The organism is Rhizobacter sp. (assembly GCF_032229685.1).
GTDB lineage: Bacteria > Pseudomonadota > Gammaproteobacteria > Burkholderiales > Burkholderiaceae_C > LMDS01.
Map to the genome: position 1 here is coordinate 14970 of NZ_JAVTWP010000028.1, position 20631 is coordinate 35600.

A 20631-nucleotide genomic window follows, 5' to 3' on the forward strand; every position below is an offset into this window, starting at 1 on the left:
GAACGTCAGCAGGCCGACGCCGGATGCGAAGGTGGACGGCCCGCTCACGTTCGAACGCTGCCGTTCGGTGGGCATTCAGACTCGATCCAACTTGCCACACTCACCCCACGCACTCAAACTGACCGAAAACGTCACCACGATGGGCACAACACCGGGCCATCCCGAACCCGAAGTCTGTGCTTCCCGCCCGCCGCCCGCCGCCCGCCCCTGGCGTCGGCGCTTGCACCAAGGAGCAGCCATGCCAACCCTCGACCCTTCCACCATCAGCAGCTGGCATGCCCACGTGTACTTCGGCGCCACCAGCCGCGATGCGGCCCGGGCCCTGCGGGCCATCATCGAAACAGCGTTGGCAGGCCGGATCGAGATGGGCCGCTTTCACGAGAAGCCCGTCGGCCCGCACCCGATGTGGAGCTACCAGCTCGCGTTCGCGGCGGGGCACTTCGCCCACGTGGTGGGCTGGCTCGCGTTGAACCATGGCGCACTTGACGTGTTCGTGCACCCCAACACTGGCGACGCGTTGCGTGACCACCGCGACTCTGCGCTCTGGCTGGGCCGCTCGCACACGCTCAACCTCGCGGCGCTGGTCAGCTGACTTTCTGGCGCCTCGCGGACGCCTCACCAGCGCCGCGGCAGCTCGCGCAGCAGCACGATGCGGCCGCGCGAAACCTCGATGTAGCCACCCCGCGTCAGGTCTTGCAGCAGGCGGTTGACCATCGCGCGCGATGCGCCCAGCCGCTCGGCGATGCGCGCCTGGCTCAGCGGCCCGGGCACGAAACGCTGCCCCTCCACGTCGACCGCGAGCGCCTCGAACAGGCCGACCAAGCGGCCGTAAACGTCGACCGAGGCCAGGCGGCTCACGGTGTGCGTGAGCGTGCGCACGCGCTGCACCATGCGCTGGATCAGGTGAAAGGCGAGGTCGGGGCGCGAAGCCAGCACACGCTCGACTTCGGCCCGCGTCACGCGGGTGAGCTGCGCGCGTTGCGTCACCTCCACGGTGGCAGCCCGTCGCGCGCCGCTCAGCATCAGCTCGCCGAAGACATCTCCCGCGCCGAGCGTGTTCAGCTCCACGTTGCGCCCGCCTTCGCCGGCCACCACCGCGCGCAGTTCACCGGCGTGCACGATGTACATGCAGTCGGCCTCGTCGCCTTCGGTGACGACGGCGGCACCGGGCTCCCAGGTGCGCGTCTCGCCCAGCTTGGCCAGCTCGGCCAGGATCTCGTCTGCTTGTTCCACCCTTGCTGCCCTTGCTCGTCGGCGCGCCTGGGGCGCGTTCCATGCAGCGACTGTAGCGGCGCGCGCGGGCCGCCTGTTCACTATTGAACTCGCCGTGCCGGCGTGCGCGTTCATGCGTGAACATGCCTTCAGCCCTGCACCAGGCCACGCCGATGGCAGCACCCCCACCCGTTCAGGAGATCACCTCATGTCGACCACCGCCTTCAAATGGATTTCTGCTGGCTTGCTTGTGCTGGCCAGCCATGCGCCTGCTGCGTTCGCGCAGCCGGCCCCGAGCGTCAGCGAACGCCTGCACGCCAATGCCGTGGCCTCGTTCCGCCAGGCGCGCTTCCCCGAGGCCTATGGGCGCTTCATCCGCCTGGCCGATGCCGGGCACGCGCCCTCGGCCGAAATGGCCTTGTGGATGTACCTGCACGGCCCGGCGCTGTTCGGCCGCGACTGGGACACCACGCAGGATCAGTTGACGGCCTGGGCGCAACTCGCGCGGCAGCCGATGCCCACCATGGTCGGGCACGTCTATCCCAAGCCCTAGACTCGGCTGCACACCCACCCATGCACGCAGTACGGCATGAATGACACCGAGATCGAGTCGCTGCGCGCCGCCATCGCGGCGCTGGAAGGACAGCGCGACACACTGGGCGACGCCGTGCTCGAGCTGGCCGTGGCTCCGCTGCGCGCGCGCCTTGCCGGCCTGCTGCCGCCCGCCGGACTGAAGCGGCGCCAGATCACCGTGCTCTTCGCCGACGTGGTCGGCTCCGCCGCGGTGGCGCAAGACCCGGAGGCCGACGACACGATGGGCCGCTCTCTGCGGCGCATGGCCGAGATCGTGCTGGCGCACCAGGGCCGGGTGCTGCGCTTCAACGGCAACGGCGTGAAGGCCGCGTTCGGCATGGACGCGTCGCGCGAAGACGATGCCGAGCGCGCGGTGCGTGCCGGCCTCGCCATCCTGCAAGCCGGGCGCGAGCAGGCCGACGAAGCGCTGCGCCTGAGCGGCGTCGCCGACTTCGCGGTGCGGGTGGGCGTGCACACCGGCGACGTGGCGCTCGGTGCGGGCGTCGAGGCCGACAACAGCGCCGGCGGCGCGGCCGTGAACATCGCCGCACGCATGGAACAGAGCGCGCCGCCCGGCACGCTGCGCATCAGCCACGACACCTGGAACCAGGTGCGCGGCCTGTTCACGATCGAGCCCCAGCCACCGCTGATGGTCAAAGGTGTGGACGCGCCCCTGCAGACCTACCTGGTGCGCGCGGCGCTCGACCGCCACGTCGCTGGTGTCGAACGCGGCGTGCAAGGCCTGAGCACCCCGATGGTGGGCCGCGATGCCGAACTGCAGCGCCTGCTGGGCGCGGTGGCACGTGCACGCGAAACGCAGCAGTTGCAGGCGTTCACGCTCGTGGGCGAAGCGGGCCTCGGCAAGAGCCGCATGCTGCGCGAACTGGTGGCGGGCTCGAAGGGCTGCGAGGTGATCGCCGTGCGCTCGCAACCCGACGGCATGTTGCGGCCCTGGGGCATGTTGCGAAGCCTGCTGGCCGTGCAGTTCGGCGTGGCCGACACCGACAGCGCAGCGTCGGCTCGCCACAAGGTGGTCGAGGGTCTGAGCCCGTGGTTCGCAGAGCGTGGCGCACGGCAGGCCCAACTCATCGGGCAGCTGTCGGGGCTGGACTTCGGCGACAGCCCGCACGTGCAGGGCCTCGACCCGCGCGCGCTGCGCGACCAGGCCTTCGCTGCCGTGCGTGGCTACCTTCGTGCCGTGGCGACGCAAGGGGCGCTGCCGCTGCTGCTCGTCGAAGACCTGCACTGGGCCGACGACGGCTCGCTCGATCTGCTGCAAGACTGGCTGGCGCATGCCGCCGAGCTGCCGATGGCGCTGATCATGACCGGCCGGCCGGCGCTGCTGCAGCGCCGGCCCGGCTGGGGCGCGCCAGACACGCTGGTGCCGCTGGCCGCACTGGCCGCAGCTCAGAGCGACGAGTTGGCGCGGGCCTTGTTGCAGCGCATGGCAGAGGTGCCAGCCCAGCTCACAGCGCTCATCGTCGGCCAGGCCGAAGGCAACCCGTACTACATGGAAGAGCTGGTGCGCCGGCTCATCGATGACGCGGTCATCATGGTCGGCGAGCCCCACTGGACGACTCACGCGGAACGCCTGCAGGGCGTGCGCTTGCCGGGCACGCTGGTCGGTTTGTTGCAGGCGCGACTCGACGCATTGCCCGCGCACGAACGCCTCGCCGCCCGCCAGGCCAGCGTGATCGGGCATGTGTTCTGGGACGATGCGCTTCAGTCACTGGACGACAAGGCGACGCGAGCCCTTCCCGCGCTCGAGCGCGCCGCTTTCGTACGTGCGCACGAGGCGAGCGACTTCGAAGGCACCACCGAGCGCCAGTTCGACCACCACCTGCTGCACCAGGTCACCTACGACACGCTGCTCAAGGCCGAGCGCGTCCTGGGCCACGGCGCCGCGGCGCGCTGGCTCGCCGAGCGCACCAAGGGGCGCGGCGCAGAGTTTCTGGCGATGACCGGCGAGCACGCCGAGCGCGCTGGCGAGGTGGCTCTCGCCGTCGACTGCTTCGAGCAGGCCGGCGAAGAAGCGAAAGCGCGTTTTGCGAACACTGCGGCGGTGTCGTGGACACGGCGAGCGCTGGGCCTGCTGGGGGCCTCGCAGCCACTGCGCCGCTTCGATCTGCTGGCGCGGCTCGAAAGAATCGCCGACGCCGCGGGCGAGCGCGCCACCCAGAAAGCGCTGCATGCCGAAATGGCCACGCTGCTCGAGCGCGAACCCGACGGCGCCTGCCAAGCCCGCTTGTCCATGGCCATGGCCTTGCTGGCCGACCACCTCGGCGACATGGCCGGTTCGGTGCGGCTCGCCCAGCAGACCTTCGAACAGGCCGAGCGCTGCGGCGCCGCCGAATCGGCCGCAGAGTCGCAATGCCAGTTGGCGTGGTTGTCCATGCGGGCCGAAGCCGACGAGAGCGTCACGGCCCGGCACATCGAGATCGGCATGGAATGGGCCGCCAAAGTGCCGGCCGAGCGCAACCGGGCCAAGGTCGAAGCCCAGTTGCTGACCCTGCAGGGGAAGATCGCCATACGGTGTTGCCGTTTCGACGAAGCGCGCAGCGCGCTCACCGCAGTGGTGTCGCGTGGCGAGGCACTGGGCGCGCCGCGCCTGCAGATCAACGCACTGAGCGCGCTGACCGACATCGCGGCCTCCGTCGGGCAGTGGGACGAGTCGCGTGCGTGGGCCGAGCGCATGCACACGGTCACGCTCGCTGCGGGGGTGCAGAGTGGCGTGGGCTGGGCGCTGGCTTCGCTGGGCAGAAGTGCCGCGGCGCAGGGCGACCACGCCACGGCGATCCGCTGGTACGAAGACAGCCTGACGATCCTTCGCGCCATCGGCGACCGGCGCCTCGTTGCGTACACGCTCCAGCCCCTGGCCGACCTGCACCTGAGACAAGGCGACGCAGAGACCGCCTCGCGCTGTTGTGCCGAGGCGCAGGCCTTGCACCAGAGCTTGTCCGATCCGCTGTCGGCCATTGCGGTCGCGGCGCATGCCGCGCGCTGCGAGCTTCTGCTCGGCCGGCCCGAAGTGGCCCGGCCGGCGGTGCACGCATTGCTCGACCGGCTCGACGGCGAACTCGCGGCGTTTCATCCCGCCAAGAAGATCCACCCGCGCTGGATCTGCCAGCAGGTGCTCGAAGCGCTGGGCGATGCCCGCGCCGCCCCCTTGCTCGAACAACTGCACGCCGACGTGCAGGCCAGCGCCGCCGACCTCACCGGCCCCGCCGACCGCGAGCGCCTGATCCAGACGCTGACCGATTTTCGCGGCGTCGTGGCCGCCTACCAGCGGCGCGGCGATCAGCAGGCGCCGGCCTGAACCCTCGTCTCGCACGGCACAACCCCACATGCAGGACAAAGACATCGAAGACTTGCGCGCCGCCATCGCGGCGCTCGAAGCGCAGCGCGCCACGCTCGGCGACGCGGTGCTCGAGCTGGCCGTGGCGCCGCTGCGCGCACGGCTGGCCGGCCTGCAACGGCGCCAGGTGACGGTGCTGTTCGCCGACGCCGTCGGTTCGACCGCAAACGCCCAGGCAGCCGACGCCGAAGACCGGCTGCAGTTTCTCGATGCCACTTTCCAGCGCATGGCCCGCTGCATCGAAGACCACCAAGGCCGCGTGCTGCGTTTCACCGGCGACGGCATCAAGGCCGCGTTCGGCATGGAGCGGGCGCGCGAAGACGACGCCGAACGGGCGGTGCGTGCCGGTCTGGCAATCCTGAACGCCGGGCGCGAACTGGCTGGCGAGGCGCTGCGTCTGCATGGCGTGGCCGACTTTGCGCTGCGCGTGGGCGTGCACACCGGCGACGTGGTGCTCGGTGCCGGCGTCGAGGCCGACAACAGCGCGGTCGGCACGGCCGTGAACATCGCGGCGCGCATGGAACAGAGCGCGCCGCCGGGTGCCTTGCGCATCAGCCACGACACCTGGAACCAGGTGCGTGGCCTGTTCGACATGGAGGTTCAGCCGCCGCTGCAGGTCAAGGGCATCGCTGCGCCCTTGCAGACCCACCTGGTGCGCGCGGCGCTCGACCGCCGGCACTCCGGCATCGAACGCGGCGTGCAAGGCCTGAGCACCCCGATGGTGGGCCGCGATGCCGAACTGCAGCGCCTGCTGGGCGCGGTGGCGCGTGCACGCGAGACCCGGCAACTGCAGGCGTTCACGCTCGTGGGTGACGCCGGGCTGGGCAAGAGCCGGCTGCTGCGCGAACTGGTGGCGGGCCTCCAAGGCTGCAAGGTGGTGATGCTGCGCTCGCAGCCCGACGGCATGCTGCGCCCCTGGGGCCTGGTGCGCGCGCTGCTGGCCACGCAGTTCGACGTGGCCGACACCGACAGCGCCGAAGTGGCCCGGCACAAGGTGGTCGAAGGGCTGAGCCCGTGGTTCGACGAATACGGCGAGCGCCGCGCCCAACTCATCGGCCAGTTGTCGGGCCTGGACTTCGGTGACAGCCCGCACGTGCGTGGCCTCGACCCGCGCTCGCTGCGTGACCAGGCGTTCGCCGCCCTGCGCGCCTGGCTGCAAGCGCTCGCAACCCGAGGCGAGGTGTTGCCGGTGTTGATCGTGGAAGACCTGCACTGGGCCGACGACGGCTCGCTCGACCTGCTGCAAGACTGGCTGGCGCACGCCGCCGAGCTGCCGCTGGCGCTGATCATGAGTGGCCGCCCCGAGCTGCTGACACGCCGGCCCGATTGGGCCGCGGCAGAGGCGGTCGTGCCTCTGCCGGCGCTGCCCGAGGCGCAGAGCGACGAACTTTTGCGCGCGCTGCTGCAGCGCATGGACGAGGTGCCGCAGGCCTTGTCCGAGCTCATCGTCGGCCGCGCAGAAGGCAACCCGTACTACATGGAAGAACTGGTGCGCCGCCTGATCGACGACGGCGTGATTGCCGTGGATGGAACGCACTGGCGCATGCAGGGCGAGCGGCTGCAGAACCTGCAACTACCGGGCACGCTGGTCGGCCTGCTGCAGGCCCGACTCGACGCCTTGCCCGCGCACGAACGCCTCGCCGCCCGCCAGGCCAGCGTGATCGGGCATGTGTTCTGGGACGATGCGCTTCAGTCACTGGACGACAAGGCGACGCGAGCCCTTCCCGCGCTCGAGCGCGCCGCTTTCGTACGTGCGCACGAGGCGAGCGACTTCGAAGGCACCACCGAGCGCCAGTTCGACCACCACCTGCTGCACCAGGTCACCTACGACACGCTGCTCAAGGCCGAGCGCGTCCTGGGCCACGGCGCCGCGGCGCGCTGGCTCGCCGAGCGCACCAAGGGGCGCGGCGCAGAGTTTCTGGCCATGACCGGCGAGCACGCCGAACGGGCTGGTGACACGGCACTCGCGGTCGACTGCTTCGAGCAGGCCGGCAAGGAGGCTCAGAAGCGCTACTCGAATGCGGCGGCCACGTCACTGCTGCGCCGCGCGGTGGTCTTGCTCGGTGAATCAGACCCACCCCGCCGCTTCAACCTGCTGCATCGCCTGGCCGTCATCACCGATACCGTGGCCGACCGGGAAGGCCAGGGCCGGCTGCACGCGGAAATGGCGGCCCTGCTCTACCGGCACCCCGCCGAAGCAGACCGGGCGCGCCTGTGGTTCAGCGAGTCCCTTCTGGCCGACCGGCTTGGCGACTTCGCCGCTGCAGGCCGGCTGGCACGACAGAGTTTCGAGCTGGCCGAGCGCTGCGAAGCGGCTCACCCCGCGGCCATGTCGCAGAACGAGCTGGCCTACCTGAAGCATCTGGACCGCGACCATGCGGGCGCGCTCGAGCATGTCGAGATCGGGCTGCGGTGGGCGGCCAGGCTCGAGCCGGGTGCCGACAACCTGCGCGCCGTCACCGAGGCGCAGCTGATGGCCCGATCGGCGCAGGTCTCGATCGCACTCGGCCGGTTCGCGGTGGCGCGCGAAACGCTGCGTGCGGTGTTGTCGCGCGGCGAAGAACTTGCGTCCTCCATGATGCAGATCTCTGCGCTTCTGCATCTGGCGACGCTCGCCGAATACCTGGGCCGCTGGGACGAAGCTTCCGCCTGCGCGCAAACCATCCGCGAGCTGGCTCAACCCGCCGGCCTGCGCGCGATGGTGGGCAAGGCCTTCGGGATACTGGGGCGTGCCGCACAGGGGCGTGACGACCATGCCGCGGCGGTGCGTTGGCGCGAGCAGGCGCTGGAGATCACCCGTGCCGTCGGCGATCGGTACTTCGAGGCCTTCGTGATGTTCACCCTGGGCACATCGCACCTGGCGCTGCAGGACGCAGTGAAGGCGCAGCACTGGTTCGGCCAGTCGGGTGCCGCGTTCGAGACACTGGGGCTCGTGCACAAGGTCTTCGAGGCGCGAGCTTCGGTAGGCTTGTGCCAGGCCCACCTCGGCGACATGGGCACGGCGCTGCCGGAAGTGGAAGGGGTGCTGGCCTACGTGGCAGCGAATCCGAGTGAAGACCCGGGCACGCACCTCGATGTGCGCTGGACCTGCCAGCAAGTGCTGGCGAGCGCGGGCGATGCGCGGGCGGCTCCGATGCTCGACGCCCTGTTCGCCGATGTCCAGTTTTGCGCCGGCGAGCTGGCCGACGCCGCCGAGTTGACCGACGCTGCCGATCGCGAGCAACTGATCCAGGCCGTGCCGACATTCCGCGCCGTGGCAGGCGCCTACCGGCAACGCGGCGAGGCGCCGCAGCCTCGGCCAGAATAGCCCGTCGTCCGTCCGGCTGTTTTCATTCAGGAGTCTCTCGATGAAGTGCGTCTTGGTGGGTTCCCGCTACTTCGGGGCCACGGTGTTGGAAGCGCTACTCAAGGAAGGCATTGCCGAGTTCACCCGCATCGTGGTGCCGGCGGCCGATGACCGCCTGGCCATCGCCGGCCGCGCGGCGGGGCTCGACGTGCATGTGATGGCCAACCCGAAGATCGTGCCGGGTGAGGCCATCCCCGAAGGCACCGAGCTCATCCTCGCCGCGCACACGCATGCGCGCGTGAGCAACGAAGCATTGGCGCGCTCGCGGCTCGGCGGTGTGGGCTACCACCCTTCGCTGCTGCCGCGGCACCGTGGCATTGCCGCGGTGGAGTGGACGATCCTCGAAGGCGACGCGGTCGCCGGTGGTTCGGTCTACCACCTGGCCGACGGCTGGGACGCCGGCGCCGTGGCCGCGCAAGACTGGTGCTTCGTGGCCAAGGGCGAAACCGCGCGCGAGCTGTGGGAACGGGCGCTTGCGCCGATGGGCCTGGCCTTGCTGGGCCAGGTGGTGCGCCATGCCAGCGTGCACGGCACGGTGCCGGCGCACACGCAAGACCAGCGCTTCGCCACCAAGGCGCCGATGATCCGCCGCTCGGTCGTGCTGACCGAAGACGCGCCGCAGACCACCACCTCGCTCGTCGTCACCGTGATGGGCCCCGACCGGCCGGGCATCGTGAGCCTTCTGTCCGACCGCGCGCAGCGTTTCGGCGCCAGCTGGGCCGCGAGCCGTCTGGCCAACCTGGCGGGCGAGTTCGCGGGCATGGTGCACTTCGAGGTGCCGCGCGAAAACGCCGATGCGCTGGCCACCGCGCTCAAGGGGCTCGAATCGTCGGGCCTGCGGCTCGTGATCGCCAAGAGCGACGGCGCCGGCGCGCCGCCCGGGCTGCGTGGTGTCGACCTCGAACTGGTGGGCGAAGACCGGCTCGGCATCGTCAGCAACCTCACGCGCATCCTGGCCGAGAGCGGCATCAGCATCGAACACATCCACACCGAAATCGCGGGCGGCAAGGGGCCGGGCAAACCCACCTTCAAGGTGCTGGCGCACCTGCTGGTGCCGCAGGCGCTGTCTTCCGACGCGCTGCGCGGCAAGCTCGAGGGCCTGGCCAACGAGATGATGCTCGACATCGCGCTCGGCGAGCGGCCGGCTGCGTGACGGCAGCGCGCCGCATTGGCGGCGTCGAGGTCTTCATCGAAGGTGAAGGCGCGCAGAGCATCGTGATGATCCACGGCTGGCCCGACACGCACCGGCTGTGGGACGCCACCGTGCAGGCCTTGCGCAACGACCACCGCTGCATTCGCTTCACGTTGCCGGGTTTCGAGCCGGGCACGCTGCGGCGCTCGTGGGCCAGTGAGGAGCTGGTCGCCACGTTCAAGGCCATCGTCGAACAAACCTGCCCGGGCCAGCGTGTCACGCTGCTGCTGCACGACTGGGGTTGTGTGTTCGGCTACGCCTTCGCGGCGCAGCACCCCGAACTGGTCGCGAAGATCGTGGGCGTCGACATCGGCGACGCGGGTTCGCGCGCGCACCTGCGCTCGCTGCGCTTCGTCGACAAGCTGATGATCGCGGCCTACCAGGGCTGGCTCGCGATCGCGTGGTGGCTCGGTGGCCGCGCGGGCGAGTGGATGACGCGGTGGATGGCACGTGCACTGCACTGCCCTTCCGACCCGGCGTTCATCGGTTCGCAGATGAACTACCCGTACCACCGGCAATGGACCGGTGGTGCGGCGCAGCCTGAGGCAGCGGGCTTCGTGCCGGCCTGCCCGATGCTCTACGTTTACGGAACGAAGAAGCCCTTCATGTTCCATTCACCGGACTGGGCCGATGCCTTGGCGCAGCGGCCGGGTTGCCAGGTGCTCGCGTTCGAGACCGGGCACTGGGTGATGAGCCGGCGGCCCGAGCCGTTCAACCAGGCGTTGCTGGCGTGGCTCGGCCGCGCGCCGGATCACCGGGCCTGAGAAACCTGCACCGACTGGCGCTGCGACGGGTTCTTGCCCGTCGGATCGGCCCACTGGCTGTAGTGCGGCAGATCACCCAGGCCGCTGTCGACCTTTTCGCCGCTCACCTTGTTGGCCGGCTTGGCCCATTGGCTGTAGTGCGGCAAGTCACCCAGGCCGCTGTCGATCTTTTCGCCGCTGACCTTGTTGGCAGGTGCGGCAGCACGTTCTGCGGCCACGGCCACCGGGCCCAGCGAAACGAAAGAAGCGGCCAGTGCGGCCGCGACGCAGAAGGCATTGAACTTGTTCATGGCAGGTTTCTCCGGTCGGTTGTCGGTAGGGGACGGAAGGCGCCGTTGCTGCTGCGCCGCACACCACTACTTCATGTGGTTAGCTTCACTCTACGAGGCGGGCCGACCGGCCGGGTGGCACAAGCGCACACCTGCACACGGTCGGCGCTCGATGTGTTCGCTGCGGAGTGAAAAGTTGCCGAAGTCCGGGGCCGCAAGATTTGTCGCTTGCGTTACTGCACGAAACGATTGCCGCGCGACAGGATCGTGAGCTCGACCCAGCTGCTGCCGTTGTGGCTGCCGGGTGTGTAGTTGAGCGCAAAGCCGCCGAGGTCGACCCGGCCGAGCGTGCTCATCGCCGCGAGCACACTCTCACGCGTGGGTTTGGGGCCGGCCTTCTTCAGCGCAACCACCAGCGCCTTGGCGGCAATGCAAGACTCGAGCGAGGTGTAGTTCAGCTTCGAGCCGTTGAGCGCCTGCAGCGCTTCGGCGCACTCTTTCACGAGCGGCATCGAGACCTGGTTCGAAGCGCGGGGTGAAGGCATCACCTGCGAGACGACCGTGCCGCGCGCCAGCGGGCCGACCGACTCGGCCAGCTCGTCGGGGTTCACGAACGAGAGCGCGGCCACCGGCACGGGGCTGCCCTTTTCGCCGGCGGCCTTGAGGTAGTCGCTCACCACGCTGTATTGCGTGGTGGCCAGCACGTAGTGCGGAGCGTCTTTGCCGATCGCGTCGATCGACGCCTGCTCGAGCTTGGCGCCGCGTTTCACGGCCACACCGCCCGGCTTGGCGACCCCGGCGTCGGCGAACGCCGCGACCACGGCTTCGAAATTGCTGCGGCCGACTTCGTCGTCGTAGTAGAGCACCACGGCCTTGTCGGCGCCGACCGCCCGCTTGGCTTCGACGACCTTGGCGGCTTCGTCCTTGTACGAAGCGCGCAGCGTGTACACGTTGGGGTGGCCACGCAGCTTGGTGGCACCGCTGAAGGGCGCGAAGAACAGCATGTTGTTCTGCGCCACGAGCGGCAGCGAGTCGAGGCTGTTGGTCGCCGAGTTGTAGCCGAACAGCACCATCGCCGCGTGCTGGCCGAGCAGCAGTTGGGTGTTCTCGGTGGCGCGCTGGCGGTTGTTGGCGTTGTCGAGCGTCACCAGCTGCACCTTGCGGCCGAGCACGTTGCTGGCGTTGACCTTGGCAAACACGGCGAGCGCACCATCGCGCATGTCTCGGCCGATGTCGGCGTTCGAGCCGCTGAGCGCGACCGATTGGCCGACCACGATGTCTTGCGCCAGCGCGGGCTGCGCGGCGACCATGGCGAACACCAGGCTGGCGAGACTCTTTTTCATGGCAGACCCTTTCGGCGGTGGCGCTTGCGCGCGGGCCGAAAGCAACATGCCGGGCCCCGTGCAACGCGCCGCAGCTTAGGGGGGCAGCCATTCGCGGTGGGCCGCGAAGTTGGCGCACAAATTCACGTCATGCCGATGCAATGGGCCGGATCGTGATCGATTGCACTGGCGCGCTCGCCACCGCCGATCACGAGGGCGCGCGCCCGCGCTGCGGCCGCCGGCTCTGGTCGATGACCTCGCGCGCAATCTCCAACCCGGCCTCGAGGGCTTCGTCGACATTCGCATGGTCGGTCATGTATTCGACCGTCTGCGGGCCCGCACCCGTGGGCTCGGCACCGATGCTGACCACGATGTGGCTGCCCTCGCAGGCCATGTCTTTCAGCACGTCGACGTCGATGGCGCGGCCGGCGTAGCTGGCGCAGACATGGCATGTGTCGGTTCGGGCAGTGAACATGGCGACTCCTCCTTGGCCGGCCGTGGCCGTCTATGCGCTGGCACGAACGCGGGCGTCTCGCACCTCGCGAACCCCGGGGATGCCCTGCACGGCCCGGCGCGCGGCCAGCTTGTCGTCGTTGCCGTAGTACAGGCCCTGGTAGATCACGGCGCCGCGAATGACCACCACGTTCGAGACCAGCGGGTGCCACCAGGCCTGCCCCGCCATGCGGCCGAGCAAGGTCTTGCGGATCGCGGCGTCGGCCGGGTTCGGCGACCAGGGGTCTGCCGCGACATGACGCACCGCACCCGACACCGGTGACCACCACGACTTGAGGTTGCTCCACAACGACGCCTGGCCCAGGCCCGTGTTCACGACATGTTCTCTCATCACTTCACTCCTGTACGAAGGTCGCCCTGTGCGAATCCGTCGAACAAATCTTCGGCGCTGGCGATCAGCAAGTAAAGCGAGTTTTATTGCCATTTGAATGCAACAATATTGCATTCAAGGCCGACACCGCCCGAACCCCATGGACATCACGCTGGCCCGCACCTTCCTCGACATCGTTGCCACGGGCAGCTTCGTGCGCGCCGCCGAACGTGTGCACGTGACGCAGACCGCCGTGAGCGCGCGGGTGCGGGCGCTCGAAGAGCAGGTCGGCGCGCGGCTGTTCGTGCGCAACAAGGCCGGCGCCTCGCTCACGCCGGCCGGCGAGCAGTTCGTGCGCTACGCATCGATGCTGGTGCAGGTGTGGGAGCGCGCACGGCACCATGTCGCCGTTCCGCCAGGCCGGCGGTCGGTGCTCACCGTGGGCTGCGAGCAGAGCCTGTGGGACCCGCTGCTGCTCGACTGGCTGTTGTGGATGCGAACCGAAGCGCCCGAGCTCGCGCTGCGCACCGAGGTGGGCTTCCCGGCCGACCTGGTCGACCGTGTGGCCTCGGGCATGCTCGACATCGCCGTGGTCTATGCACCGCAGCAGCGGCCCGGTCTGCGCATCGAATTGCTGATCGAGGAAAAGCTGGTGCTCGTGAGCACACGCAAGGGCGTGCGCAAGCCCACCCCGGCCGACTATGTGTACGTGGACTGGGGGCCGGAATTCGCGGCCCAGCACAGCCTGGCGTTCCCCGAGCTCGGCAACGTGGGCGTGATGGCCGGCCTCGGCCCGCTCGGTCGTGAGTACGTGCTGGCGGCAGGGGGTTCGGGCTACTTCCGCCTCGCGGTGGTTCGTGCCCACCTCGAGAGCGGCCGGTTGCACCGGATCCCCGGTGCGCCCGAATTTCTCTACCCCGCCTATGCGGTGTTCGCCGATGGCGCTGACGCGGCGGTCATCACGCCGGCACTCGAGGGGCTGCGCCACGCGGCGGTGGCGGCCAGCGACGGGCCCGTGTCGCGCAGGCCGGTGGCCGTGCGCCGCAAGCGGGTGCAGCCACCCGCGCCGGCGCGCCGCTGATCAGGTCATCGTCAACAACTGCGCAGCGGCCTTCTCATTCGCTTCGGCGGTCTGCAGCATCTTCATCTGCGCTTCAAACTGGCGCGCCGCGGAGATCATGGCGACCATGGTCTCGACCGGGCTCACGTTCGAGCCTTCGAGCGCACCTTCCTGCACACGGGCCGTGTCGTCGGCCGAGAGGTCGCCGCTGGCGGCGCGGAACAGGCCGTCTTCGCCGCGCGTGAGCGCCGCGTCGGGCGTCACGAGCTTGAGCTTGCCGACCGCGGTGCTGCGGCCGTCGGCGCCCTTGGCGCTCACGGTGCCGTCGGCGCCGATGCTGACGGAGGAATTCGCCGGCACCTGCAGCGGACCGCCATCACCCATCACCGGCAGGCCGCCTCGTGTGGTGAGCGTGCCGTCGTTCGAGAGTTCGAGCGAACCGCCGCGCGTGTAGGCCTCGGTGCCGTCGAGCGCCTGCACGGTCAGCCAGCTGTTGCCCTTGACGGCCACGTCGAGGTTGCGGCCGGTGCCGGTGACCGGGCCTTGCGAGGCGTCGTAGCCGGTGGTCGTCTCCAGCGCATAGACGCGCGTGCTCGCGCCGCTGCCTTGCACCGGCACGGCACGAAAGGCCTGCAGCTCGGCGCGAAAGCCGGGGGTCGACACGTTGGCCAGGTTGTTGGCCAGCGTGTCCTGCCGCTGCATGGTCGCCTTCGCGCCCGACATCGACAAATAGATCATGCGGTCCATGGCGGCCTTTCAGTGGGTCAAGCGATCAGCGCAGATTCACAAGTGTTTGAAGGATCTGGTCTTGCGTCTTGATGGTCTGCGCGTTGGCCTGGTAGACACGTTGCGCGGTGATCATGTTGACGAGCTCACCGGTCAGGTCGCTGTTCGACTCTTCGAGCGAACCCGACTGCAGCGCACCGAAGTTGGCGGTGCCCGAAGCACCCACCGTCGGATCGCCCGAAGCGAAGCTGCGCGCCCACAGGTTGCCACCGAGCGGGCTCAGGCCCTGCACGTTGCGGAAGGTGGCGAGCTCGATCTGCCCAGCCGGCTTGGACTGGCCGTTCGAGTAGGTCGCGGTGACCACGCCGTTGTCTTCGATCGACACGCCCGAGAGCTGGCCGGCGGCGTAGCCGTCCTGCGTCATGCGCGTCACGCCGAACGGCGAGCCGAACTGCGTTGCGCCGGTCAGGTCGAGCGACACGCCCGTGATCGCCAGCGTGGCGGAGCCGGCGGCGTTGGTCGTGGTCGGGATGTCGATGTTCACCGTGCCCGTCGGCGAGGTGGGGGTGCCGCCGTTGCCGGGGAAGTTGATCGTCGTTACCGGCAGCGGGTTGCCGGCGCCGTCCACGCTCACCGGCGTGCCGTTGGCGGTGGCGAACACGTTCCAGGTGTCGGTCGCGGTCTTCTGGAAGTAGTAGGTCAGCGCCACGTCCTGGCCCTTGGCGTCGAACACCGTCACCGACGTCGCGTCGTTGTACGTGTTGGCGTTGGCAAAGTCGATCAGCGGCGCCGCGGCGGCCACGGTCACGGCCTTGCGCGCATCGAGATTCATCTCGACCACGTTCTGGCCGGTCGGGTTGGGCTGCACGCCCGAGGTCGGCAGCTGCAGCGGCACGGCCGCGCCGGGCTGGATCACGCCCTGCGCGTTGGCCGGGTAGCCGATCAGCTTCATGCCGGCGCTGTTGATGATGTTGCCGTTGCGGTCGGCCTGGAACTGGCCGTTGCGGGTGTAGAGCGTCTGCGAACCGTTCGTGACCTGGAAGAAGCCGTTGCCGTTGATCGCCACGTCGAGCGGGTTCTCGGTGCTGGTGATGTTGCCCTGCGTGAACTGCTGCGTCACCGCACTCAGGTTCACGCCGATACCGATGCTGGTGCCGCCGCCACCGCCGATGGCACTGGCGTACATGTCGGCGAACTCGGCCCGCGAGGCCTTGGCGCCGATGGTGTTGGCATTGGCAACGTTGTTGCCGATCACTTCGAGGTTCTTGCTCGCGGCGTTCAGACCGGACAGGCCTTGCTGGAAGCTCATGGGTGTTCCTTGGTGGGGGAGTGTTGGGGGTGAACGGCTACTGCGGGCGACTGCGGGCGGATATCAGTTGATCGCCTTGACGCTCGAATACGCGACCGACGCGCCGCTTTCCAGTTCGAGCACCAGGTCGTTGCCCGAGGTGCTCACGGCGGTGACCTTGTCGCGCATCAGCGCGGTGGTGGTCAGGGTGTTGGCGCCGCTCGTCGCGGTCACGCGGAAGGTGAGCTTGCTCGTGCCGTCGTAAGTGCCGGCGGGCCAGTCGAAGCTGTGCATGCCGGTGCGCTGCGCGCCGAGGTTCATGGTGTCGAGCACCTTGCCGGCGGGGTTCATGATCTCGACCTTCACGGCGTCGGCCGCGGCCGTCAGCTCGAATCCGCCCTGGGCCACGCCTTCGGTGATGTCGAGCCGGTTGCCGGCGACGATCACGTCCTTGCCGAGCAGCGTGGCACCCTGCAGCGACTGCATCTGCAGGAACTGGCTCGACAGCCCCTGCACGCTGGTGTTGAGCGTGGCGATGCCGGTCACGGTGTTGATCTGCGCGATCTGGCTCGTGAGCTGCGCGTTGTCCATCGGGCTCAGCGGGTCCTGGTTCTTCAGCTGCGTGACGAGCAGCTTCAGAAAGCGGTCCTGGCTGCCGGCGTCCGACGGGTTGGTGACCGAACCCGGCGCGTTGTTCGCCGAGCCGCCGTAAACATTGTTGACTGCTGCCATGCTCATTGACCCATCTGCAAGGTCTTGAGCAGCAGGCTCTTGGCCGTGTTCATGACGTCGACGTTGTTCTGGTACGAGCGCGAGGCCGAGATCATGTTGACCATCTCTTCCACCGCGTTCACGTTGCTGTAGGTCACGTAGCCTTCGGCGTCGGCGGCCGGGTGCTTGGGGTCGTGCACACGCCGACCGGCGGTCTGGTCTTCGCTGATGGTGCTCACGCGCACGCCGGCGCTCGAAGCGTCGTTGCCGGTCGCGCCCATCAGCTCGGTCTGGAACGTGACCTGGCGCGCCTTGTAGGCCTGCCCGTCGGGGCCGGCCACGGTGTCGGCGTTGGCCAGGTTGCTGGCCACCACGTTGAGCCGCTGGCTCTGCGCGCTGGCGGCACTGCCCGACACATTGAAGATGTTCATCATCGACATTCAAATCTCCTTACGCTTGGCCGCTGATGGCGCTGAGCGTGGTGCGCACGTTGCCGTTGATGAAACGCAGCGTGGCTTCGTACTTGACCGAGTTGTCGGCGAAGCTGGCGCGTTCGCGGTCCATGTCGACGGTGTTGCGGTCGAGGTTGGTCTGGCTCGGCGCGGCGAAATTCAGCGTGCTCGTGGTGCGGCCGCCGCTGGCACTGCCGCCGCCGATGTGCCCGGGCTGGCTCGTGCGCATCAGGCCGGCCGGTGCGCCGCTGCCGGTGGCTTCACGCAGCGCCTGCGCGAAGTTGATGTCGCGGGCCACATAACCCGGCGTGTCGGCGTTGGCGATGTTGCTGGCGATCAGGCGCTGGCGCTCCGAGCGCAGGCTGAGCGCCTGGGCCTGGAAGTCGAGCGATTCGGTCAGTCGGTTGAGCATGGCTGCCCTTTGCGGTGGTGCCCGAGGCAAGAGCCCATGGGCGATGTGACGGGATTGTGGGCAGCGCCCCGGAAAACATAAGCGCGAACAGCGGCCCAAAGGGCAGCCAATTCCGGGCCTTGCGCTGGACTTGCCGCAACTACATTGGCAGCCATGCAGAACCTGCCCGCATTCCCTCGACTGTTCGGTGCCTCCGTGCGCGCGCTCGGCGCTGCCCTGCTCGTGCTGACCGCAACGCTGGTGGCCGCGCAAGAGGCCGGCAGCGACTCGCCGAACCCGATCGACGCGGGCCTGGCGCAACAGATTCGCCAGCTCGCCGCCCAGGGCCAGCCCGCCACCGGCACCGGTGCGCCGCGCCTCGAAGTGAGTGTGGGCCAGCTCGACCCGCGCCTGCGCCTCGCGCCTTGCGCGCGTGTGGAGCCTTATCTTCCCGACGGCATGCGGCTGTGGGGCAAGGCTCGCATCGGGCTGCGCTGCACCGAAGGCACGAGCCGCTGGAACGTCTACCTGCCGGTCACCGTGAAGGCCTTCGGCCCGGGGCTGGTCGTGACCGGCCCTATTGCCGGTGGCAGCGTGTTGAATGAAGGCCAACTGACTACAGGCGAAGTCGACCTGGCCGAAACCAACACACCGGCCGTCACCGACCTTCGGATGGCCGTGGGACGCACTTTGACCCAGGCGCTCAAGCCCGGCCAGAGCCTGCGCCAGTCACACCTGAAGGCGCGCCAGTGGTTCGCCGCGGGCGAAACCGTGACGGTGTTGGCGCAGGGTGCAGGGTTCAGCGTGTCGGGCGAAGGCCAGGCCCTGAACAACGGCATCGAGGGACAGCCCGTGCGAGTGCGAACTGAAAGTGGGCGTGTGCTCACGGGCCAGGCCGTCGGCGAGCGCCGGGTGGAGCTGGCGCTGTGAAATTTGCATTCGGTCGTGCGGTGGCTCAAGAAAAGCCTAAAGTCGGTCTGGCCCGCACCGATACACAGTGCATGTTGAAAGGTCCGGGCCCCTCCCGGACGCTTTGGAGAGCACCATGAAGATCGGCCACAACCCAGACAAAACGGCAGCGTTGCCCGCGGCGAACAGCCCTGCACCCGCCAACGACGCCGCCAAGGCCCAGGCCTCGACCGCGATTCCGGGCACGGCCGAAGCCAGCGCGAAGATCGCGTTGTCGAGCGGAGCCGCCAGCCTGGTCGCGGGTGGTTCGAGCACCGAATTCGACGCCGAGAAGGTGGCCCGCATCAGCAAGGCCATCGACGACGGCACGTTCAAGATCGACGCCGGAGTGATCGCCGACAAGCTGATCACCAACGCGCAGGAGCTGCTGGTCAAGAAATGACGCGCGGGCTGCGCTGCGGCCCCGCTTGCTGTTCCCGCCCGCTTCGCACGGGCACCCCTTCAGACCAACACGGACGCGCGCCGCCGATGCTCACCCCGGTCACTCACTCTTCCCTGCCCAGCCCCGAGCTGGAAGCTGCCCTGGCCGCCGTCGAAGGGCGGCTGTCGGCGCTGGGCTCGGCATTGCACGCGCGCGACAGCGCCGGCATCGACCTGCACGCGACCGAACTGCACCGCGCTCTGGCGCGGGCCGTCGAACACTTCACACGCGCCGCGAACGCGGGCAGCGTGCCCGTGGCGCTGCGCTTGCGCCTGGCCAGCGCCAGCGGCCAGGTCGCCGCTCAGCGCGAGTCGCTGGCCCGCGCCACGGCGGCGCTCGACCGGGCGATCGACGTTTTGCTGCCGCGTGACAGCGCGGCGGTGTACTCGACCTTCGGCGCCGCCGATCGAAGCCCGCTCGGCAGTTCGCTCCAGGCCTGAAGCTCTGGCTGGCGCGCGAAGCGCCGGCGCTTCAATCGATTTCCCAGTGTTCCAGCCACAGGTCGCGCGCGATGCGCACGCAGGCCTCGCGGCCTTGGTAATAACCGGGCAAGACCTGGATCTCGCGGTAGCCCAGCTGGCGATAGAACGCCCGCGCTGAAGCGTTGCCCTGGCGCGCTTCGAGCCACACCTGGCCGACACCGGCTGTCAATGCCGCCTGCTCCAGCCAGGCCACGAGCGCGCGCCCGATGCCCTGGCGCCGCGCGCCCGGCGCCACCGCCAGCAGCAGCAAATGGGCTTCGTCGTCGCGGTACCGCATGATCGCAAAACCGCACAGCTTGCCGGCAGCGACCGCCACGACCACGTTGGTCTCGGCGTCGACGATGCTGCGCAGCACACGCTGCGTGGTCCAGCTCCAGCCGAGGCCACGCTCGATCTGGTCGCGCGACATCTGCGCGATGGCCAGCGCGTCGGTCTCGCGCGCCAGCCGCAGGGTCAGGTCGGAGATCACGCGTGCCCCCCGACGATGTGCCCCGGCCCTAGCGCACCGTGACCGTGTAGCTCACGGTCTGCGTGGCCGGGTCGAGCGTGCGCATGCGCCGGTAGTCGAACTTCAGCGTCACCGTGCCGGCAGCCGCCGGGCGGAAGCGCCAGACCTCGTTGCCGACCGCCTGCACCGGGTTGCTCGTTTCGATGTCTCGCTCGAACTTCGGCGCTGTCTCGCCCGTCAGCACGCCCGGCTTGAAGTCGACGAGCGTCCACTCCGAGGTGGGGCTCGCGAGCGTCGTGAGGCGCACCACGAGTTCCTGGCCCGGCTCGAGCGTGATCTTGCTGCCGGCGTGATCGGCCGTCACGTTCACGCCGTAGCGGTCGACCATGGGCTCGGGCCGCGGCGGTGTCGCACACGCGGCGAGCAGCACCAGCACGGCACCGACGGCCGACCACTTCATCATTGCGACAGACATTCCAGGGTCTCCAGGGCACAGGTTCAGGGCACGGTCTGCAGACCCGCCGATGGGGCGAGCTTCGCACACCCGGCGGGTTTGAAGACCCGCTGCGTCGACGCCGGGTTGGCGGCCAGCTTGGCGGCCGGGCGGCGCGGGCGCGGCAACAGCTCGCCGCCGCAGTTCGGGCAGGTGCCGGCCAGCACGCCTTCGGCACACGCCACACAGAAGGTGCATTCGAACGAGCAGATGCGGGCGTCGGCGGTGCCGGGCGGCAGGTCCTTGTCGCAACATTCACAACCGGGTTTGAGCAGCAGCATGCGGGCCTCGCGGAGTGGGTGAAAAACTCCGGCACAGGGTATCAAAGTCTGCC

The 20631-nt window shown here is 69.1% G+C and carries 23 protein-coding genes; 10 read left to right on the forward strand and 13 right to left on the reverse strand.

Features of this window, described 5'->3' with window-relative positions; genetic code table 11:
• Positions 1 to 238: 238 nt before the first annotated feature.
• Positions 239 to 592 (forward strand): DOPA 4,5-dioxygenase family protein, encoded by a 354-nt coding sequence (locus tag AC30PD_RS10455; RefSeq protein WP_489535602.1) that lies wholly within the window; start codon positions 239 to 241, stop codon positions 590 to 592.
• A gap of 23 nt (positions 593 to 615) precedes the next feature.
• Here the strand turns inward: AC30PD_RS10455 and AC30PD_RS10460 are convergent, their stop codons facing one another.
• Entirely contained in the window at positions 616 to 1233 is a 618-nt protein-coding gene (locus tag AC30PD_RS10460) for a Crp/Fnr family transcriptional regulator (protein WP_489535603.1), read from the reverse strand.
• A 187-nt stretch (positions 1234 to 1420) separates the two neighbouring features.
• Between AC30PD_RS10460 and AC30PD_RS10465 the strand changes: the two genes are divergently transcribed.
• From AC30PD_RS10465 to AC30PD_RS10485, 5 genes are read left to right on the forward strand one after another with little or no spacing between them, the layout of a single operon-like run.
• Positions 1421 to 1765: a hypothetical protein gene (locus AC30PD_RS10465; RefSeq protein ID WP_489535604.1), complete on the forward strand. Its 345-nt coding sequence runs from the start codon at positions 1421 to 1423 to the stop codon at positions 1763 to 1765.
• A 36-nt stretch (positions 1766 to 1801) separates the two neighbouring features.
• Entirely contained in the window at positions 1802 to 5101 is a 3300-nt protein-coding gene (locus AC30PD_RS10470) for an ATP-binding protein (protein WP_489535605.1), read from the forward strand.
• A 28-nt stretch (positions 5102 to 5129) separates the two neighbouring features.
• Positions 5130 to 8447, forward strand: a complete 3318-nt coding sequence (locus AC30PD_RS10475) for an ATP-binding protein (RefSeq protein WP_489535606.1) — start codon at positions 5130 to 5132, stop codon at positions 8445 to 8447.
• Positions 8448 to 8487: 40 nt separating this feature from the next.
• The gene (locus tag AC30PD_RS10480) at positions 8488 to 9639 is read left to right on the forward strand and encodes an ACT domain-containing protein (RefSeq protein ID WP_489535607.1); all 1152 of its coding nucleotides are present in this window, start codon (positions 8488 to 8490) and stop codon (positions 9637 to 9639) included.
• Positions 9636 to 10442, forward strand: coding sequence for an alpha/beta fold hydrolase (locus tag AC30PD_RS10485; RefSeq protein ID WP_489535608.1), 807 nt, complete (start codon positions 9636 to 9638; stop codon positions 10440 to 10442). Before AC30PD_RS10480 ends, AC30PD_RS10485 begins: the two co-directional genes overlap by 4 nt.
• Here AC30PD_RS10485 and AC30PD_RS10490 read toward each other — a convergent pair.
• The 4 genes from AC30PD_RS10490 to AC30PD_RS10505 all read right to left on the reverse strand — a co-directional run bounded on the left by AC30PD_RS10490 (position 10430) and on the right by AC30PD_RS10505 (position 12877).
• A complete protein-coding gene (locus AC30PD_RS10490) occupies positions 10430 to 10732 on the reverse strand; it encodes a hypothetical protein (RefSeq protein WP_489535609.1) in 303 nt (100 codons plus the stop codon). The two genes, AC30PD_RS10485 and AC30PD_RS10490, sit on opposite strands and share 13 nt — an antisense overlap.
• 212 nt (positions 10733 to 10944) lie before the next feature.
• On the reverse strand, positions 10945 to 12054 hold the full coding sequence (locus AC30PD_RS10495) for an ABC transporter substrate-binding protein (protein ID WP_489535610.1): 1110 nt from the start codon (positions 12052 to 12054) through the stop codon (positions 10945 to 10947).
• Between the two features lie 187 nt (positions 12055 to 12241).
• Entirely contained in the window at positions 12242 to 12508 is a 267-nt protein-coding gene (locus AC30PD_RS10500) for a hypothetical protein (RefSeq protein WP_489535611.1), read from the reverse strand.
• Positions 12509 to 12538: 30 nt separating this feature from the next.
• Complete coding sequence (locus tag AC30PD_RS10505) at positions 12539 to 12877, reverse strand: hypothetical protein (protein ID WP_489535612.1); 339 nt, start codon at positions 12875 to 12877, stop codon at positions 12539 to 12541.
• A 139-nt stretch (positions 12878 to 13016) separates the two neighbouring features.
• Here AC30PD_RS10505 and AC30PD_RS10510 point away from each other — a divergent pair, with 139 nt between their 5' ends.
• Positions 13017 to 13937, forward strand: a complete 921-nt coding sequence (locus AC30PD_RS10510) for a LysR family transcriptional regulator (RefSeq protein ID WP_489535613.1) — start codon at positions 13017 to 13019, stop codon at positions 13935 to 13937.
• Here AC30PD_RS10510 and flgF read toward each other — a convergent pair whose 3' ends face one another.
• From flgF to flgB, 5 genes are all read right to left on the reverse strand, one after another.
• Complete coding sequence (gene flgF, locus AC30PD_RS10515) at positions 13938 to 14663, reverse strand: flagellar basal-body rod protein FlgF (protein ID WP_489535614.1); 726 nt, start codon at positions 14661 to 14663, stop codon at positions 13938 to 13940. It lies immediately after the preceding gene.
• Positions 14664 to 14688: 25 nt separating this feature from the next.
• On the reverse strand, positions 14689 to 15951 hold the full coding sequence (gene flgE / locus AC30PD_RS10520) for a flagellar hook protein FlgE (protein WP_489535615.1): 1263 nt from the start codon (positions 15949 to 15951) through the stop codon (positions 14689 to 14691).
• A gap of 63 nt (positions 15952 to 16014) precedes the next feature.
• Positions 16015 to 16662 (reverse strand): flagellar hook assembly protein FlgD, encoded by a 648-nt coding sequence (locus AC30PD_RS10525; protein WP_489535616.1) that lies wholly within the window; start codon positions 16660 to 16662, stop codon positions 16015 to 16017.
• 2 nt (positions 16663 to 16664) lie between these two features.
• Complete coding sequence (gene flgC / locus AC30PD_RS10530; protein WP_489535617.1) at positions 16665 to 17081, reverse strand: flagellar basal body rod protein FlgC; 417 nt, start codon at positions 17079 to 17081, stop codon at positions 16665 to 16667.
• Between the two features lie 10 nt (positions 17082 to 17091).
• The gene (flgB, locus tag AC30PD_RS10535; RefSeq protein WP_489535618.1) at positions 17092 to 17505 is read right to left on the reverse strand and encodes a flagellar basal body rod protein FlgB; all 414 of its coding nucleotides are present in this window, start codon (positions 17503 to 17505) and stop codon (positions 17092 to 17094) included.
• 153 nt (positions 17506 to 17658) lie between these two features.
• On the opposite strand from flgB, the gene flgA reads away from it, so the two are divergent.
• From flgA to AC30PD_RS10550, 3 genes are all read left to right on the forward strand, one after another.
• Positions 17659 to 18414 carry a flagellar basal body P-ring formation chaperone FlgA gene (gene flgA, locus AC30PD_RS10540; RefSeq protein ID WP_489535619.1) on the forward strand — a complete coding sequence of 252 codons (756 nt, stop codon included), beginning with the start codon at positions 17659 to 17661 and terminating at the stop codon, positions 18412 to 18414.
• A gap of 115 nt (positions 18415 to 18529) precedes the next feature.
• Positions 18530 to 18835 carry a flagellar biosynthesis anti-sigma factor FlgM gene (gene flgM / locus AC30PD_RS10545; protein WP_489535620.1) on the forward strand — a complete coding sequence of 102 codons (306 nt, stop codon included), beginning with the start codon at positions 18530 to 18532 and terminating at the stop codon, positions 18833 to 18835.
• An 86-nt stretch (positions 18836 to 18921) separates the two neighbouring features.
• A complete protein-coding gene (locus AC30PD_RS10550) occupies positions 18922 to 19314 on the forward strand; it encodes a hypothetical protein (RefSeq protein ID WP_489535621.1) in 393 nt (130 codons plus the stop codon).
• A 31-nt stretch (positions 19315 to 19345) separates the two neighbouring features.
• Here AC30PD_RS10550 and AC30PD_RS10555 read toward each other — a convergent pair whose 3' ends face one another.
• Genes AC30PD_RS10555 through AC30PD_RS10565 form a run of 3 tightly spaced genes read right to left on the reverse strand, consistent with a single transcriptional unit; the run spans position 19346 to position 20578 of the window.
• Entirely contained in the window at positions 19346 to 19825 is a 480-nt protein-coding gene (locus AC30PD_RS10555) for a GNAT family N-acetyltransferase (protein WP_489535622.1), read from the reverse strand.
• 28 nt (positions 19826 to 19853) lie between these two features.
• Positions 19854 to 20279 carry a protease inhibitor I42 family protein gene (locus AC30PD_RS10560; RefSeq protein ID WP_489535623.1) on the reverse strand — a complete coding sequence of 142 codons (426 nt, stop codon included), beginning with the start codon at positions 20277 to 20279 and terminating at the stop codon, positions 19854 to 19856.
• Positions 20280 to 20302: 23 nt separating this feature from the next.
• Positions 20303 to 20578 carry a DUF1272 domain-containing protein gene (locus AC30PD_RS10565; protein WP_489535624.1) on the reverse strand — a complete coding sequence of 92 codons (276 nt, stop codon included), beginning with the start codon at positions 20576 to 20578 and terminating at the stop codon, positions 20303 to 20305.
• Positions 20579 to 20631 lie beyond the last annotated feature (53 nt).

Excerpts from the sequence above, each read along its gene's own strand:
- flgA (WP_489535619.1), top strand. The coding sequence starts at position 17,659 with ATGCAGAACCTGCCCGCATTCCCTCGACTGTTCGGTGCCTCCGTGCGC.
- flgC (WP_489535617.1), bottom strand. The coding sequence starts at position 17,081 with ATGTCGATGATGAACATCTTCAATGTGTCGGGCAGTGCCGCCAGCGCG.
- AC30PD_RS10470 (WP_489535605.1), top strand. The coding sequence starts at position 1,802 with ATGAATGACACCGAGATCGAGTCGCTGCGCGCCGCCATCGCGGCGCTG.
- flgB (WP_489535618.1), bottom strand. The coding sequence starts at position 17,505 with ATGCTCAACCGACTGACCGAATCGCTCGACTTCCAGGCCCAGGCGCTC.
- AC30PD_RS10550 (WP_489535621.1), top strand. The coding sequence starts at position 18,922 with ATGCTCACCCCGGTCACTCACTCTTCCCTGCCCAGCCCCGAGCTGGAA.
- AC30PD_RS10560 (WP_489535623.1), bottom strand. The coding sequence starts at position 20,279 with ATGTCTGTCGCAATGATGAAGTGGTCGGCCGTCGGTGCCGTGCTGGTG.
- flgF (WP_489535614.1), bottom strand. The coding sequence starts at position 14,663 with ATGGACCGCATGATCTATTTGTCGATGTCGGGCGCGAAGGCGACCATG.
- AC30PD_RS10500 (WP_489535611.1), bottom strand. The coding sequence starts at position 12,508 with ATGTTCACTGCCCGAACCGACACATGCCATGTCTGCGCCAGCTACGCC.
- AC30PD_RS10495 (WP_489535610.1), bottom strand. The coding sequence starts at position 12,054 with ATGAAAAAGAGTCTCGCCAGCCTGGTGTTCGCCATGGTCGCCGCGCAG.
- AC30PD_RS10475 (WP_489535606.1), top strand. The coding sequence starts at position 5,130 with ATGCAGGACAAAGACATCGAAGACTTGCGCGCCGCCATCGCGGCGCTC.
- AC30PD_RS10525 (WP_489535616.1), bottom strand. The coding sequence starts at position 16,662 with ATGGCAGCAGTCAACAATGTTTACGGCGGCTCGGCGAACAACGCGCCG.
- AC30PD_RS10455 (WP_489535602.1), top strand. The coding sequence starts at position 239 with ATGCCAACCCTCGACCCTTCCACCATCAGCAGCTGGCATGCCCACGTG.
- AC30PD_RS10510 (WP_489535613.1), top strand. The coding sequence starts at position 13,017 with ATGGACATCACGCTGGCCCGCACCTTCCTCGACATCGTTGCCACGGGC.
- AC30PD_RS10490 (WP_489535609.1), bottom strand. The coding sequence starts at position 10,732 with ATGAACAAGTTCAATGCCTTCTGCGTCGCGGCCGCACTGGCCGCTTCT.
- AC30PD_RS10505 (WP_489535612.1), bottom strand. The coding sequence starts at position 12,877 with ATGAGAGAACATGTCGTGAACACGGGCCTGGGCCAGGCGTCGTTGTGG.
- flgE (WP_489535615.1), bottom strand. The coding sequence starts at position 15,951 with ATGAGCTTCCAGCAAGGCCTGTCCGGTCTGAACGCCGCGAGCAAGAAC.
- AC30PD_RS10565 (WP_489535624.1), bottom strand. The coding sequence starts at position 20,578 with ATGCTGCTGCTCAAACCCGGTTGTGAATGTTGCGACAAGGACCTGCCG.
- flgM (WP_489535620.1), top strand. The coding sequence starts at position 18,530 with ATGAAGATCGGCCACAACCCAGACAAAACGGCAGCGTTGCCCGCGGCG.
- AC30PD_RS10465 (WP_489535604.1), top strand. The coding sequence starts at position 1,421 with ATGTCGACCACCGCCTTCAAATGGATTTCTGCTGGCTTGCTTGTGCTG.
- AC30PD_RS10480 (WP_489535607.1), top strand. The coding sequence starts at position 8,488 with ATGAAGTGCGTCTTGGTGGGTTCCCGCTACTTCGGGGCCACGGTGTTG.